This is a genomic window from Agrobacterium sp. rho-13.3, assembly GCF_033957765.2.
Lineage (GTDB): Bacteria > Pseudomonadota > Alphaproteobacteria > Rhizobiales > Rhizobiaceae > Agrobacterium.
Map to the genome: position 1 here is coordinate 2,524,320 of NZ_CP192774.1, position 13,374 is coordinate 2,537,693.

Genomic DNA, 13,374 nt, shown 5'->3' on the forward strand with positions numbered 1-13,374 from the left:
ACGGATTATCCTGCGAATGCGATTTTCAGAACGGCGAAGAGACAGAGACCGCCCACGATCACCGTGAAGAAAGTGTTGAGCATCAGAAGCACGAGCTTTGGAACTTCGGCGTGTACATAGTCTTCGATGATGACCTGCATGCCAAGCTTCATGTGAATGAGGCCGGAAATCACCACCAGTGCCATCGTCACCGCAACAAGCGGATTGGACAGGGCGGAAGCAACCTCTTCATACGGTGCGCCGCCGTACATGACGAGGAAAACAACGAAGAACAGCAACAGAGGAACGTTGGCAACGGCCGTGACACGCTGGCGCCAGAAATGCTCTGTGCCTTCCTTGGCGGAACCAAGACCGCGAACCTTACCGAGAGGTGTACGCATATCCATGACAGTATCTCCTCAGCGCACGATCAGGGCAACGACCCAGATCAGCGCGGTCAGACAGATCGACGCCACAAAAGAGGCCTTGGCCATCTTCGTGGTAAAATGCTTATCGAAACCATGCCCCAGATCCCACATGAAGTGGCGCAGACCGCCGAGCAGGTGGTGGACGAGCGCCCATGTGTAGCCGATCAAAACGATCTTGCCGATGATGGAGCTCATGGCCCACTGGACCCAGCTATAGGCATCGACACCGGATGCGGCCGCGACCAGCCACCAGGCAACGAGCAGTGTGCCGAAATACAATGCACTGCCGGTAATGCGGTGCACGATAGACGCAATCATCGTTGGAATAGGCTTATAAATTTGAAGATGCGGCGACAGAGGCCGATTGTTTGTCGTATTCGCCATATGAACCTCACGGCGTTTCTTGGCACTCCGAATTTCGAGCGCCCCCAAACAACACACATGACGAAAGAATGTGCATTGCACCAACCGCGACCTTTAATCGCCAGATGCCATCACCACAAGCACAATTGACAGTCGAATTGAATTTAATCGATTGTGTATGGGCGAATCTTTGAAAAAAGATGGATCGAAAATAAAATATCCAGCGTTTCCAAGTCTCACAAAGGTAAAATTCTTACGTTTACGTAAATAAATAACGCCAGATCGATGGTCGACAGGGCGTAAAAATCCGGAGGATATCGCTCATGTTATCGACCCGAATCGCAGCCATAACCATCGCAATGACAGCCTTCATATCTGGCAATTCTAACGCCCCTGCGACGGAAGCACCACGTTATAAAATGAACAGGCATCAGGAGCGCTCTTTCTATGGTGGCGATGGTTTGCCAACTTATCTGAGAGGAATTGGCACCTATGTCGGAGGCATTTCTGGGGTCCGTGCGCCCTATAATGGCATCTATTTTGCGAGAGATGGCGGCAGATATTCGGACGCACCCTCGGCGAACAATGCCCCGAGATCTCGCATTATTCACGTCAATCAAAGAACAGTGGGGGCAGAATGCTCGTATGAAGCAGGGGTCTGTATCATCCGCGGTCGATAGCGAACTTAAACGAACTGCCAGACGGTGGTTTTCTTGACTTCACTGTCTTCCAGCGAACGCGTGACCGGCACCTTGTAAGTAGCACAAGCTTGTAATTGCTCTTTCGGCAAATAGGCGCGACCGGGATCGCCGACCAGAACGGTGACACCTTTCCGAGCCAGCGCAGACAACCATGGCGTCAACGCCTCGGCAAAGGAACGATCATAAAATACATCGCCCGCCAGCAGCACATCTGCGTCGATATCCGTGCCGATGATATTCTCACCAGAAAAACCGATCGCCACGCTATTTTCCGCAGCGTTGAGTGACACAGCGGTTTGCGTCCACGGATCGATATCAACCGCCTTCACCGCAAGCGCACCGGCCTTCGCGGCCGCGATTGCCACCAGCCCGGAGCCGCTGGCAAAATCCACCACACGCTTGCCCGCCACAACATCGGGATGATCCAGAACATAACGGGCAAGTCCCTGCCCGCCAGCCCAGGCGAACGCCCAGAATGGCGGCGGCAGGCCGATCTCCTGCAATTCCTCTTCGGTTTTCAGCCAAAGCTCATGCGCTTCGCTGGCCAGATGCAGCCTGATTTCCGGCACATGCGGCGGCGCCATGACGCTCGTATTGGCGAGGATGAATTGCCTGGGATCGGTCTTCAAACGATCTTCAATCCGGTGAACGCGGCGGGTTGTCGACGTTGCCCATGCGGCAGACTTCCAGATATTCCTCCAGCAGAACCGGCTGAACGGAAAGCCGCATGGAGGTGACGAGAGACATCTTGGCGAGCTTTTCGCTGGCCTTCACATCCTTGAGCGTAACCGGTTTCGGCACATCGCAAACGGCTTTGATATGCACACAGTCCCAGCGGGCATCGCCTTCAGCCGTGGAATCTGGCCTCGACAACTCACAGACTTCCACGATGCCGACGACCTCCAGCCCCTCATTGGAGTGGTAGAAGAAGCCTTTATCGCCAATTTTCATGGCGCGCATATTGTTGCGCGCCTGATAATTGCGGACGCCGCCCCACTCTTCGCCTGCCTCGCCCTTGGCCTTCTGCTGCGCCCACGACCATGTGGACGGCTCGGACTTGAAAAGCCAATAATTCGCCATATCCAATCACGCTCCCGGATTGTTGAAGACCCAATTATAGGGCTTCACGTCAACGCTTTCGAACAGACCAGCCTTTGCGTAAGGGTCCGCATCGGCCAACGCCTTCGCCGCATCGATATCGGCGGCCTCAACGATAATCAGGCTGCCATTCGGCTTGCCCTCGGCATCCAGAAACGGACCGGCAATTTTCAAGGTGCCCTCGGCGTTCAATTTGTTCAGGTGCTCCAGATGCACCGGACGGGTTTCCATACGCACATGCAGATGGTCGGGCTTGTCTTTGCAGATGAAGGCAAACAGCATTTTCGTCTCCTCTTGAGCGCATCACTCGGTGGTAATGGGCCGTGTCATCAATTGTTGAATGGCGGTTTTGATATCGAGCCGTCCGTCGATAATCGCCGCAACAGCATCGGTAATCGGCATTTCGATGCCTAGACCATCCGCAAGGCGTGAGGCGACGGAGGCGGCATAAGCGCCTTCCACCAACCCGCCATGGAAGGATGCCGGATCACCGCCCTGCCCCAACAAAATGCCGAAACGCAAATTGCGCGATTGATGGCTGGTGGCCGTCAAAACCAGATCGCCAAGGCCCGAAAGACCGCTCACCGTATCTGCCTTGCCACCCATGGCAACGACCAGCCGCGACATTTCCGCCAGGCCACGCGAAATCAGGGCGGCACGTGCCGAATCTCCAAGGCCCGCCCCTTCGACGATACCGGCGGCAATCGCCAGCACGTTTTTCAACGCTCCGCCAAGCTGTACACCAGTGCGGTCCGTCGAAGCATAAAGCCGAAAGGTACGCCCGGAAATCGTTTGCGCCAATTGCTCGGCAATGGCCGTGTCGTCAGCAGCAACAGCCATGGCGGTTGGCAGGCCCTTGGCAATATCGGCAGCAAAACCGGGGCCGGAGAGAACGCCGACCGGGTGATGCGGCAATTCCTGCTCCAGCACATCCGTCAACAAATACCCGGATGAACGGTCGATACCCTTGGCACAGGTCACCACAACGGCATCCTTAGCCAGATAAGGACCGTAGTTGCGTGCCGCGTCAGCCTGCGCTTGCGATGGCATGGCGAAGAGAACGATGCCAGCGTTCCGCAGCACCTCAGGTTCCGCAGAATAGTGAAGCGAATCCGGCAATGCGATGCCCGGCAGCGCCGCATCGTGCACGCCATCAGTCTGCAAATCCGCCATCAGAGCAGGATCACGGCCGAGCAATGTCACATCATGACGGTTTTCCAGCGCCACCATCACGGCAATCGCGGTCCCGAAGGCACCTGCACCAATGACCACGACTTTTTGGCGTGCCGTCATGCTTTCGCTCCGCGCTTGCCAAAACCAATCAGCGTTTGCGCCTGTGCGTCCAGCGGCCAGCGGGAGCGCGGCTGAACATCGAAATCGTCCGGCTCTAGTCCTTTAGCCATACGCTCCAAACCGGCCCAAGCAATCATCGCGGCGTTGTCGGTGCAAAGCTGCAAGGGCGGCGCGATAAAACGGAAGCCATTTTTGTCGCACAGTTCCTGAAGGGTGCGGCGGATTTCCTGATTGGCAGCGACACCGCCAGCAACCACCAGCGCCGGGCCGCCATCCACATCGCGAAATTCTTCGAGGAAGCGTTGCAGGCCACGGCCTATCCGGTCTCTCAAGGTGCGCGACACCGCCTTCTGGAAAGAGGCGCAGATATCGGCAATATCCTGATCGGACAGAGGCGCAATCGCCGTCGCCGCTTGTCTCACAGCCGTCTTCAAACCGGAGAAAGAAAAATCGAGCCTTGTTTCACCCACCATCGGGCGTGGCAGGGCAAAACGATCCGGGTTGCCATTTGCCGCCGCCTTTTCCACCGCAGGCCCACCGGGATAAGGCAAGCCGAGCAGCTTCGCGGTCTTATCGAAGGCCTCACCCAGCGCATCGTCAATCGTCGTGCCCCAGCGCTCATAGTGGCCCACGCCACGCACGAGAATGAGCTGCGTATGCCCGCCGGAAACCAGCAGCATGAGGTAGGGGAACGAAAGCCCGTCCGTCAGCCGCGCGGTGAGCGCGTGGCCTTCCAGATGGTTGATGGCATAGAGCGGTTTATCCGCCGCTTTGGCAATTGCCTTGCCGGTCATCAAACCGACGATCAACCCGCCGATCAACCCCGGCCCGGACGTGGCAGCAACGGCATCGATATCGGCAAGCGTCACGCCTGCCTCGGCCAATGCTTCTTCCACCAGCGTGTCGAGTGCCTCCACATGGGCGCGCGCAGCGATTTCCGGCACGACGCCACCATATGCGCTATGTTCTTCAAGCTGCGACAAAACGACGTCGGAGGCGATCTCACCGCGCCCGTCCACATGCCGAACCACCACGGATGCAGCGGTTTCGTCACAACTTGTCTCAATGCCGAGGATACGAAGAAAGGGGGTCATCAGCCGGTTCGTTCATTGCGGTGCTTCGGAAACTTAGGTACGAACACCTCCGGTAACAACGGATAGAAATGGATGCAAACAAAACCTTTCCGAATCGGCACACGCGGCAGCCCCTTGGCGCTTGCTCAGGCGTTTGAAACCCGTGACCGGTTGATGCAGGCGCATGGCTTGCCAGAAGCGATGTTCGAGATCGTGCCAATCACCACCAAGGGCGACCGCATCGCGGATCGCGCTCTGTCAGAGGTCGGCGGCAAAGGCCTGTTTACCGAGGAGCTGGAAACAAAACTTCTGTCCGGTGAGCTGGATTTTGCGGTGCATTCTTCCAAGGACATGGCGACGACGCTGCCGGAGGGCTTGCATCTTTCCGCCTTCCTTCCCCGTGAAGATGTTCGCGATGCCTTCATCGGGCGCGCCGCCTTAAAGCTGATCGAACTGCCGCACGGCGCTACTGTCGGTTCCGCATCCCTGCGCCGACAGGCGCTGATCCGCCGTGTCAGGCCAGATCTCAACGTCATTCTCTTTCGCGGGGCTGTAGCAACCCGTCTGCGCAAGCTGGAAGACGGTTTGGCAGATGCGACATTGCTGGCCTTCGCCGGTCTCAAGCGCCTCAACATGGCAGACGTCCCCACCGAGCTTTTGGAAATCAAGGACTTCCTCCCCGCCCCGGCGCAGGGCGCGATCGGTATTGAAAGCCGTATCGGCGATACCCGCGTCAACGATCTGCTGTCTGCCATCAATCACTGCCCTACCTATGACGCTGTGTCCTGCGAGCGCGCTTTCCTGTCGGTGCTGGATGGCTCCTGTCGCACGCCGATTGCCGGTTATGCCGTGTGCGATGGTGATGACCTGCATTTCTCGGGGCTTATCCTGACGCCAGATGGACGGACGGAGCATGGCATCGAACTATCCGGCAAACGCGGGCAAGCGCTGGAACTCGGCAAACAGGCCGGTGAACAGGTTCGCACTGCGGCTGGCACCGGCTTTTTCGAAGGCTGGACGTAACCATGCGCGTCGTCGTCACCCGCCCGGAACGTTCGGGTCAAAAGACGGCGACACTTTTGCGTGAACGCGGGCATTGGCCAATCCTGTTATCGCTCACAGCACCTGTTCATTACGCCGAGGTCGCCATCGCGGCCTTGGCAAAACAGCCCGCAGCGTTGGCAGTGACAAGTGCCGAAGCCATTCGTGCACTGTTAGAAACGGACATTTCTGCCATTCGTCACACGCTTTTGTTTGCGGTCGGCCCGGCATCGGCAGGCGCAGCCCGCGATGCGGGCTTCCAAAATATCGTCGCTGGTGAAAGCGACGGCTCGGCACTGGCGCAATTGATAGCGCAGGCACAGGCACCAAAAGCCTCGGTTCTCTATCTGGCAGGCAAGCCAAGAGAGCCCGGCTTTGAAGACAGGCTTTTCGCGCTGAACGTGCCGTTCGAAACAGCCGAAATTTACGAGATGCAGCCCGTGTTTTGGACACGCCCGCAACTCGAAGACCTCCTCACGGCATCACCAATCAACGCCGTGCTTTTTTACTCCACCGAAGCTGTGCGAATATTCTTTGCCCTCATGTCAGAACACGCACTTTTTGAACGGCTGAATACATGCAAATTCATTTGCATCAGCAGCAAGGTGCTTTCCCATATTCCAAAAGCGTTTCAACACGCAGCGCAGGCCAGTGCCACGCCAAGCGAAGCCGAAATGTTCGATCTTCTTGATCGCGCAGCGGGAACCTAATTCCCTCTAGCCCCTTTCCTTTGCCGCCATCACTGACTAGATTTAAGGAAATGCAGGCAGAATGAGGTTGTCATGGTAACGGGAAAACCGCCACGCCACTCCAAGTCCACAACCGAGCCGGTCACAATTGACCTGGACGCCAAGGACGTGACGGCTATCAGCGAAGACAAGGATGCCGTTTCCTCCGAGGCCATGGCTCAATCCGTACCAGAGGTGCCGAAGGATACGGCATTTAACCCGGCTGGCGCTTCGAAAGAAAACCTCAAGCCTGTTTGGGACCAACCGGTCAAAACCCCGATTGAGCCGCAGCCGAACGTTCAGAAATCGGATGAAACCGTCGGGTCTGAATCATCTGCGAAAACGACATCTGCTCCACCCCTGAAATCTGAAGCGCCAAAGACGTCCGAGACCAAACCGGAACCGCCGAAACCAAAGCCAACCCCACAAGCTTCAGAGGCCAAACCATCCAGCAGCACGCCGGCCACAGCCAAAAGTGACACGGCACATCGCGCCGGAAATTCCGGGCTTGTTGCCGCTGGCATCGTCGGCGGGTTGATTGCGCTTCTGGCCGCCGGCAGCATGCAGTATGCCGGTTATCTGCCACCGTTTTCCAGCAACAGCAGTTCCGCAAGTGAACTTGCCACACTGAAAACACAGGTCGCCAGCCTGCGTGAGCAGATTGCCAACGCGCCACAGGCAACGGCGGACACATCGGCGTTGGAGACACGCCTCGCTGCTTTGGAAAGTTCCACAGCGTCCAGCAGCGGTAGCGATCTCGCGGGTAAGCTCACGGCGCTTGAAAGCACGGTTTCGACACTGCAATCAGAAAAATCGGCGCAGGACACCGCCAATGCAGAGCTGATACGTCGCTTGACTGACGCAGAAACCAAGATCAACGAACCGCGTGACGATATCGAGGTGGCCCGCGCCATCGCATCCGCCGGTCTGAAAGCGGCAATCGATCGCGGCGGCCCGTTCCTCACCGAACTCGACACGCTGTCCCGCGTCACACCGGATGACCCTGCCATCCAGTCATTGCGACCCTTCGCCAATACGGGCATTCCGTCGCGCTCCGAATTAACGCGGAATTTCCCGGATGTCGCCAACGCCATGTTGAATTCCCTCAATCAGACGGACCCCAATCAGGGCATATTTGACCGGCTGACGGAAAGTGCGCTTTCGCTGGTCAAGGTTCGTCCCGTCGGCAATGTCGAAGGTGAAGGCGCAGACGCCAAAATCGCCCGCATGGAAGACAAGCTGCGCAATGGCGACCTCAAGGGCGCGACATTGGAGTGGGATGGCCTGCCTGAGCCAGCCAAAGCTGTCTCTGCCGATTTCAAAAAATCGCTGGATGCCCGCGTTCAGGTGGAAGACCTTGTGAACGGTACGCTCACACGCGCCATCACCAGCACCGGCCAGCAGGGATAAGACATGACAAAAATCATCAGTTTCGTCGTCATCGTTCTTCTCATCGGCTTCGGCTTCTCATGGCTGGCGGATCGCCCCGGCGTGCTGTCGATTGTCTGGCAGGGCCAGCTCATTGAAATGAGCCTGATGGTTGCCGCCTCCATCGTTGCGGCGCTGATCGCGGCGGTTATGATCGTCTGGTGGCTGTTCAACACGGTCTGGAATTCTCCCCATGCGGCGCGCCGCTACTTCCGCGCCCGCAAACGGGACCGTGGTTATCAGGCGCTATCCACCGGCCTCATCGCAGCCGGTGCAGGCAACGCTATTCTCGCCCGCAAGATGACCGCCCGCACACAGGGTCTGCTGAGTGCCGATCAGGAACCTCTGATCCATCTCCTAGAAGCACAGGCCGATCTTATCGAAGGTAAATATGATGCCGCCCGCCGCAAGTTCGAGGCGATGGCGCAAGACCCGGAAACGCGCGAACTTGGCCTACGTGGCCTCTACATGGAAGCGCGCCGTCAGGGTGCCAACGAAGCAGCCCTTGAATACGCAGCCGATGCCGCCAAGAACGCCCCCTATCTGCCATGGGCCGCACAAGCGACGCTGGAGACAAAATCCCGCAACGGTGAATGGGATGATGCCATCCGCCTGCTCGACCAGCAGAAGGCAGCACAGGTTATCGAACGCGGCGAGGCAGAGCGGCTGAAAGCAGTTCTGTTGACAGCGAAAGCCGAAGAGAAATTCGAGGCGGACCCCAAAGCTGCGCGTGAGGATGCCAAACAGGCGCTGAAACTGTCCAAGGCTCTGGTGCCCGCGGCGCTGGTGGCCGCGAAGTCCTATCTGCGTGAAGACAATTTGCGCAAGGCAGCGTCGGTTCTGGAGCCGGTGTGGCGCATTGCGCCGCACCCGCAGATCGCCCAGCTTTATGTTCGCGCCCGCAGCGGCGATACAGCTGTTGACCGTCTGAAACGCGCCGAGCGGCTGGAAAGCCTGAAACCCAACAATGTCGAGGCATTGTTTGCCGTGGCGCAGGCCGCCCTTGATGCACAGGATTTTGGCCGTGCCCGCGCCAAGGCCGAAGCCGCCGCTCGCATAGAACCGCGCGAAAGCGTTTTCCTGCTGCTGGCGGATATCGAAGAAGCCGAAACCGGAGATCAGGGCCGCGTTCGCCACTGGATGGCGCAGGCTCTGCGCGCACCACGCGACCATGCGTGGGTGGCCGATGGCATCGTTTCGGAAAAGTGGCTGCCCGCATCCCCCGTCACCGGTCGTCTCGACGCCTTTGAATGGAAAATGCCCTTCGGCCAACTGGAAGGCCCGGTGGAAGATGTCAGTGTCGATAGTGCACTGGCGTCGTTGCCAGCCGCGGTAAAGCCTGAAATTCGCGAAAAGATCATCGAAATTCCGGTTCCGGTAAAGGTCGTTGAACCCGCAGCACCTGCTGTCGTGGAAAAACCCGCTGTTGCGAAAAATGACGCCGCCAAAACCGTGGAAGAAAATCGACCGAATAAACAGCCGGAACCCGTTGCCTTTTTCGGCGGATTGCCTGACGATCCGGGTGTAAAAAAACAAAATATTGAACCTGACGAAAAAACGCGCCTCAAGTTGTTTTAAATCATTCAAGGAAACCCATGCTCGAACGTATCCAGTCGTTTTTCCAGAACCTTGCGCATGGAGGGTCATCGCAGGAGTTTCCGCCGGATGATTTGCGCGTTGTTATCGCCGCTCTCTGTTTTCAGGTAATGGAGGCCGATGGCACGGTTTCAAAGGTGGAACGCGAACGACTGAGAGAGCTGCTTCAGGAGCATTATCACCTCAGCTCCGGAAAGCTGGATGCGCTTATGGAAGCCGGCCGCGAGGCTGGTCGGGAGGCGGTGGATTATTATCGTTTCACCGCAGACATTCGCCGCCATCTGAACGAAGATCAACGGATCGAACTCATCGGCATTCTGTGGGACATCGTCTACGCCGATGGCGAACGCAACGAGATGGAAGACCACGTCATCTGGCGGGTTGCCGATCTGCTCGGCGTTTCCGTCCGTGACCGCGTCCTGCAACGCCAGCAGGCTGCGACCCATAAAAATGTTTCCGAAGAAAGCGAAAACACGCAAGATGCTGTTTGACCCCGCCCGTCAACAGGCCAGACAAGACAGCATTTTGATCGTCCTCCACCAAGAGCGGTCCACACCCGGCAGGGTCGGGCAGATGCTGGTCGAAAAGGGCTACAGGCTGGATATTCGTCGCCCTGCGCTGGGTGATGAGCTTCCCACGTCCTTATCCGCCCACAAGGGTGCAATCATTTTCGGTGGCCCCATGAGCGCCAACGATCCCGATCAATTCGTCAAGAAAGAAATCGACTGGCTGGATGTGCCGTTGAAAGAGGGCAAGCCGTTTCTTGGCATCTGCCTCGGTGCGCAAATGCTGTCGAAAAACCTCGGCGGCAAAGTGCATCCGCATAAGGAAGGCAAAGTCGAAATCGGCTGGTATCCCCTCCAGACCACCGAAAAAGGCCGCCTGCTGATGAAGCACTGGCCGCAGATGGTTTATCACTTCCACCGTGAAGGTTTTGATCTGCCGCGTGGTGCAGACCTGCTTGCTTCGGGCGAAACCTACCCCAATCAGGCGTTCCGTTACGGACACAATGCCTGGGGCGTACAATTTCACGCTGAACTGACCCGCGCCATGATGCACAGCTGGGTGGTGCGCGGTGCCGGGCGTTTCGGAATGCCGAATGCGCAGGTGGGCAGCCAACATCTGGAAGGCCGCATGTTGTTCGATACGGCCCTTAAAGCGTGGTTATCGCATTTTCTCGATCTGGTCTTCGAAGGCACGCCGCAGCGTTAGACATAGCGCTATCAGGTGCGCAACACTTCCGTCAGCTTGACCCCGATGATGTTGTCGTGATGATCAGACACGATCTCACCCCTGCCGATGGTCTGCCCGTTAACCCTGATTTCCACCGGGTCGCCAAACCGCTTGTTGAGCAGAATGACCTGATCCCGCGTCAGCGACATGAGCGCGGAGACCGGCACCTGCGCCTGCCCTATCACCACGTCCATCGTCAGCGGAATTTCCTCGAAGCTTTTACCGGCGGCCTGCTGCAAGCCAGCAATCACGCGGCCACCATCGTGAGCGGGTTTACCCCAATCCGTCAGCTGCGCCCGAACCGCCTGCGGCCCTGAAGCCGGGATGCTCTTCGCAACCTCGACACTGTAAGGCTGGTTAAAACCGGCACCGAAAGCTGGCCACGCGAAGGGCGCGGTATCGTCATTTGAATCCATCATGGAACACCCTCAGCACATCGAATCAGCCCCGCTTTCGTGGGTCGATTGCATTTTAGTGTTCTGATTAAAGCGAGTGGTTAGAAATTTATTAAACAGTGAAGCGACAGTTAAGGAAGCTTTAACATCCACAGGCTGCCACCCTTGGGCGCTGGCCACCGGTGATAACCGCATCAAAATGGCACGGATTTTCAAATTGACGCAATCCTTGAATGGGCATTCAGCAACAGTGTCACATCGCCGTACACTCCGCCGTCCATCGTCATAGACCACGCGCATGGTGAGAGAGGCGCATTCGGAAAATCGAGAAAACAACTGAATGCCCCGTCACAAAGGCCGCAAAATACGCGGCCACTTGCCGGTTGGTTCGCTAATGTCTAAATGTCATCCAACACATGTTATGGAGACATTGATGCTTGCCCTGTTTCAGACAATCGATCTGGCCTTGAACCTTTATACCTGGGTGTTGATTATCAGCGCCATCTTCTCCTGGCTTTACGCCTTCAATGTCATCAACTCTTCGAACCAGTTCGTGAGCGCGATCGGCAGCTTTCTTTATAACGTCACCGAACCGGCGCTACGCCCCATCAGGCGCGTTCTGCCGAACCTTGGCGGGATCGACATTTCGCCTATCATTCTGCTGCTGATCATTTTCTTCATCCGTTCGCTGATGTGGAACACGATCTACCCGCTGGTTGCGTAAGCGGTAGACATCAGACGAGACGAACAAAAAATCCTCCGGGTCGATACCGAACCGGAGGATTTTTGATGTTTAGCGCAATGAGATGTGCCGCTAATATCAGGCCTGCGCTTTGTAGCGCTCAATGGCTTCAACAATCAGCTTCTTGGCAACGGTCACGTCCTGCCAACCAGCGATCTTGACCCACTTGCCAGGCTCCAGATCCTTGTAGTGCTCAAAGAAGTGCTCGATCTGCTTCAGTGTGATTTCCGGCAGGTCTGTGTAATTGTTGACCTTGTCGTAACGCTGCGTCAGCTTTGGTGCAGGCACGGCGATGATCTTTTCATCCTTGCCGCCATCGTCTTCCATGATCATCACGCCAATCGGGCGGACATTGATGACACAGCCTGGAACCAGTGGGCGTGTATTACAGATCAGAACGTCAATTGGATCGCCATCTTCCGAAAGCGTGTGCGGCACGAAACCGTAGTTACCCGGATAGGTCATCGGGGTGTAAAGGAAACGGTCAACGACCAGAGCGCCGGCTTCCTTGTCCATCTCGTACTTGATCGGATGGCCGCCAACTGGCACTTCAACGATCACATTGACGTCATCCGGCGGGTTCTTGCCGATAGAAATTGCATCGATACGCATTCGCTTCCCTCGATTAGGTGGGTTGAACTGGCATGTCGATACTGGGAAAGTCACAGCTTTGCAACACGGCATTGTCACCATGTAGTTCGCACATGTCGGGAAAAGGCTGAAAAATCAGCGCCAGACGAAACCAAGCTTGCGCAACTGCGTGCCGGCAAAGTCTTCCATGCCTTCGGCAACATCTTCCCCGCCATGCGAGCGGAAAAAGCGGCCCGCGACATCGCTGTCTTCAAGGCACCACACCACCACCCCGTTGCAGCCCAGAGATGTCAGCAGACGGCGCGCTTCGGTGAACAGATAGGAACCCAGCCCGATACCCTGATATTCGGGCAGAAGGTAAATCTCATAGATTTCGCCGTCATAGGGCAGCCCACGGGCGCGGTTGAGGCCAAGCGTTGCGTAACCGGCCACCACGCCTGCGACATCGACCACCAGCATGGTCGCTGAGCCGCGTGTGGCCTTGCGCCACCATGCTTCGTCACGACGCTCCACCATCTGCCTGAGCGGTTTATGGGGAATGAGACCCGCATAGGCCTGCTGCCACGACGATCTGTGCGCATCGGAGATGGCACGCGCGTCACTTGGCTCTGCTCGGCGAATATCTATGGATAACGTTTTCATAACGCGATTCTGGCCCCGGCGGAGGAAACTTGCCAGCCATAAA

17 protein-coding genes are annotated in these 13,374 nt (G+C 57.0%); 7 read left to right on the plus strand and 10 right to left on the minus strand.

Annotated elements, in window-relative coordinates; translation table 11 throughout:
* Positions 1-5: 5 nt before the first annotated feature.
* The 7 genes from sdhD to tsaD form a co-directional block, all read right to left on the minus strand.
* Positions 6-386, minus strand: a complete 381-nt coding sequence (sdhD, locus tag RMR16_RS12320; protein ID WP_320201391.1) for a succinate dehydrogenase, hydrophobic membrane anchor protein — start codon at positions 384-386, stop codon at positions 6-8.
* 12 nt (positions 387-398) lie between these two features.
* Positions 399-791 (minus strand): succinate dehydrogenase, cytochrome b556 subunit, encoded by a 393-nt coding sequence (gene sdhC / locus RMR16_RS12325; protein WP_320201390.1) that lies wholly within the window; start codon positions 789-791, stop codon positions 399-401.
* A 664-nt stretch (positions 792-1,455) separates the two neighbouring features.
* Complete coding sequence (locus tag RMR16_RS12330) at positions 1,456-2,100, minus strand: class I SAM-dependent methyltransferase (protein ID WP_320201389.1); 645 nt, start codon at positions 2,098-2,100, stop codon at positions 1,456-1,458.
* Positions 2,101-2,107: 7 nt separating this feature from the next.
* The gene (locus tag RMR16_RS12335; protein ID WP_320201388.1) at positions 2,108-2,551 is read right to left on the minus strand and encodes an EVE domain-containing protein; all 444 of its coding nucleotides are present in this window, start codon (positions 2,549-2,551) and stop codon (positions 2,108-2,110) included.
* 6 nt (positions 2,552-2,557) lie between these two features.
* The gene (locus RMR16_RS12340; RefSeq protein ID WP_320201387.1) at positions 2,558-2,851 is read right to left on the minus strand and encodes a YciI-like protein; all 294 of its coding nucleotides are present in this window, start codon (positions 2,849-2,851) and stop codon (positions 2,558-2,560) included.
* A gap of 21 nt (positions 2,852-2,872) precedes the next feature.
* The gene (locus RMR16_RS12345) at positions 2,873-3,862 is read right to left on the minus strand and encodes an NAD(P)H-dependent glycerol-3-phosphate dehydrogenase (protein WP_320201386.1); all 990 of its coding nucleotides are present in this window, start codon (positions 3,860-3,862) and stop codon (positions 2,873-2,875) included.
* The gene (tsaD, locus tag RMR16_RS12350) at positions 3,859-4,956 is read right to left on the minus strand and encodes a tRNA (adenosine(37)-N6)-threonylcarbamoyltransferase complex transferase subunit TsaD (protein ID WP_320201385.1); all 1,098 of its coding nucleotides are present in this window, start codon (positions 4,954-4,956) and stop codon (positions 3,859-3,861) included. Before tsaD ends, RMR16_RS12345 begins: the two co-directional genes overlap by 4 nt.
* 72 nt (positions 4,957-5,028) lie before the next feature.
* Here tsaD and hemC point away from each other — a divergent pair, with 72 nt between their 5' ends.
* The 6 genes from hemC to RMR16_RS12380 all read left to right on the plus strand — a co-directional run bounded on the left by hemC (position 5,029) and on the right by RMR16_RS12380 (position 10,940).
* The gene (hemC, locus tag RMR16_RS12355; protein WP_320201384.1) at positions 5,029-5,958 is read left to right on the plus strand and encodes a hydroxymethylbilane synthase; all 930 of its coding nucleotides are present in this window, start codon (positions 5,029-5,031) and stop codon (positions 5,956-5,958) included.
* Positions 5,959-5,960: 2 nt separating this feature from the next.
* Complete coding sequence (locus RMR16_RS12360; RefSeq protein ID WP_320201383.1) at positions 5,961-6,686, plus strand: uroporphyrinogen-III synthase; 726 nt, start codon at positions 5,961-5,963, stop codon at positions 6,684-6,686.
* A 72-nt stretch (positions 6,687-6,758) separates the two neighbouring features.
* Positions 6,759-8,114, plus strand: coding sequence for a COG4223 family protein (locus RMR16_RS12365; RefSeq protein WP_320201382.1), 1,356 nt, complete (start codon positions 6,759-6,761; stop codon positions 8,112-8,114).
* Between the two features lie 3 nt (positions 8,115-8,117).
* Positions 8,118-9,710 (plus strand): heme biosynthesis protein HemY, encoded by a 1,593-nt coding sequence (locus RMR16_RS12370; RefSeq protein ID WP_320201381.1) that lies wholly within the window; start codon positions 8,118-8,120, stop codon positions 9,708-9,710.
* A gap of 17 nt (positions 9,711-9,727) precedes the next feature.
* Positions 9,728-10,219 (plus strand): TerB family tellurite resistance protein, encoded by a 492-nt coding sequence (locus RMR16_RS12375; protein WP_320201380.1) that lies wholly within the window; start codon positions 9,728-9,730, stop codon positions 10,217-10,219.
* On the plus strand, positions 10,209-10,940 hold the full coding sequence (locus RMR16_RS12380) for a glutamine amidotransferase (protein ID WP_320201379.1): 732 nt from the start codon (positions 10,209-10,211) through the stop codon (positions 10,938-10,940). Before RMR16_RS12375 ends, RMR16_RS12380 begins: the two co-directional genes overlap by 11 nt.
* An 11-nt stretch (positions 10,941-10,951) precedes the next feature.
* Here the strand turns inward: RMR16_RS12380 and RMR16_RS12385 are convergent, their stop codons facing one another.
* Positions 10,952-11,380 (minus strand): FliM/FliN family flagellar motor switch protein, encoded by a 429-nt coding sequence (locus RMR16_RS12385; RefSeq protein WP_320201378.1) that lies wholly within the window; start codon positions 11,378-11,380, stop codon positions 10,952-10,954.
* 409 nt (positions 11,381-11,789) lie between these two features.
* Here RMR16_RS12385 and RMR16_RS12390 point away from each other — a divergent pair, with 409 nt between their 5' ends.
* Positions 11,790-12,080 carry a YggT family protein gene (locus tag RMR16_RS12390; RefSeq protein ID WP_320201377.1) on the plus strand — a complete coding sequence of 97 codons (291 nt, stop codon included), beginning with the start codon at positions 11,790-11,792 and terminating at the stop codon, positions 12,078-12,080.
* Positions 12,081-12,176: 96 nt separating this feature from the next.
* On the opposite strand, the gene ppa is transcribed toward RMR16_RS12390, so the two are convergent.
* Together ppa and RMR16_RS12400 are read right to left on the minus strand one after the other, a co-directional pair.
* Positions 12,177-12,710 (minus strand): inorganic diphosphatase, encoded by a 534-nt coding sequence (gene ppa, locus RMR16_RS12395; RefSeq protein WP_320201376.1) that lies wholly within the window; start codon positions 12,708-12,710, stop codon positions 12,177-12,179.
* Between the two features lie 114 nt (positions 12,711-12,824).
* Positions 12,825-13,331, minus strand: coding sequence for a GNAT family N-acetyltransferase (locus tag RMR16_RS12400; protein WP_320201375.1), 507 nt, complete (start codon positions 13,329-13,331; stop codon positions 12,825-12,827).
* Between the last annotated feature and the right edge of the window lie 43 nt (positions 13,332-13,374).

Coding starts and splice junctions, on each gene's coding strand:
- RMR16_RS12385 (WP_320201378.1), bottom strand. CDS start 11,380: ATGATGGATTCAAATGACGATACCGCGCCCTTCGCGTGGCCAGCTTTC.
- hemC (WP_320201384.1), top strand. CDS start 5,029: ATGCAAACAAAACCTTTCCGAATCGGCACACGCGGCAGCCCCTTGGCG.
- RMR16_RS12340 (WP_320201387.1), bottom strand. CDS start 2,851: ATGCTGTTTGCCTTCATCTGCAAAGACAAGCCCGACCATCTGCATGTG.
- RMR16_RS12380 (WP_320201379.1), top strand. CDS start 10,209: ATGCTGTTTGACCCCGCCCGTCAACAGGCCAGACAAGACAGCATTTTG.
- RMR16_RS12400 (WP_320201375.1), bottom strand. CDS start 13,331: ATGAAAACGTTATCCATAGATATTCGCCGAGCAGAGCCAAGTGACGCG.
- RMR16_RS12335 (WP_320201388.1), bottom strand. CDS start 2,551: ATGGCGAATTATTGGCTTTTCAAGTCCGAGCCGTCCACATGGTCGTGG.
- RMR16_RS12370 (WP_320201381.1), top strand. CDS start 8,118: ATGACAAAAATCATCAGTTTCGTCGTCATCGTTCTTCTCATCGGCTTC.
- RMR16_RS12360 (WP_320201383.1), top strand. CDS start 5,961: ATGCGCGTCGTCGTCACCCGCCCGGAACGTTCGGGTCAAAAGACGGCG.
- RMR16_RS12390 (WP_320201377.1), top strand. CDS start 11,790: ATGCTTGCCCTGTTTCAGACAATCGATCTGGCCTTGAACCTTTATACC.
- sdhD (WP_320201391.1), bottom strand. CDS start 386: ATGGATATGCGTACACCTCTCGGTAAGGTTCGCGGTCTTGGTTCCGCC.
- ppa (WP_320201376.1), bottom strand. CDS start 12,710: ATGCGTATCGATGCAATTTCTATCGGCAAGAACCCGCCGGATGACGTC.
- tsaD (WP_320201385.1), bottom strand. CDS start 4,956: ATGACCCCCTTTCTTCGTATCCTCGGCATTGAGACAAGTTGTGACGAA.
- sdhC (WP_320201390.1), bottom strand. CDS start 791: ATGGCGAATACGACAAACAATCGGCCTCTGTCGCCGCATCTTCAAATT.
- RMR16_RS12375 (WP_320201380.1), top strand. CDS start 9,728: ATGCTCGAACGTATCCAGTCGTTTTTCCAGAACCTTGCGCATGGAGGG.
- RMR16_RS12345 (WP_320201386.1), bottom strand. CDS start 3,862: ATGACGGCACGCCAAAAAGTCGTGGTCATTGGTGCAGGTGCCTTCGGG.
- RMR16_RS12365 (WP_320201382.1), top strand. CDS start 6,759: ATGGTAACGGGAAAACCGCCACGCCACTCCAAGTCCACAACCGAGCCG.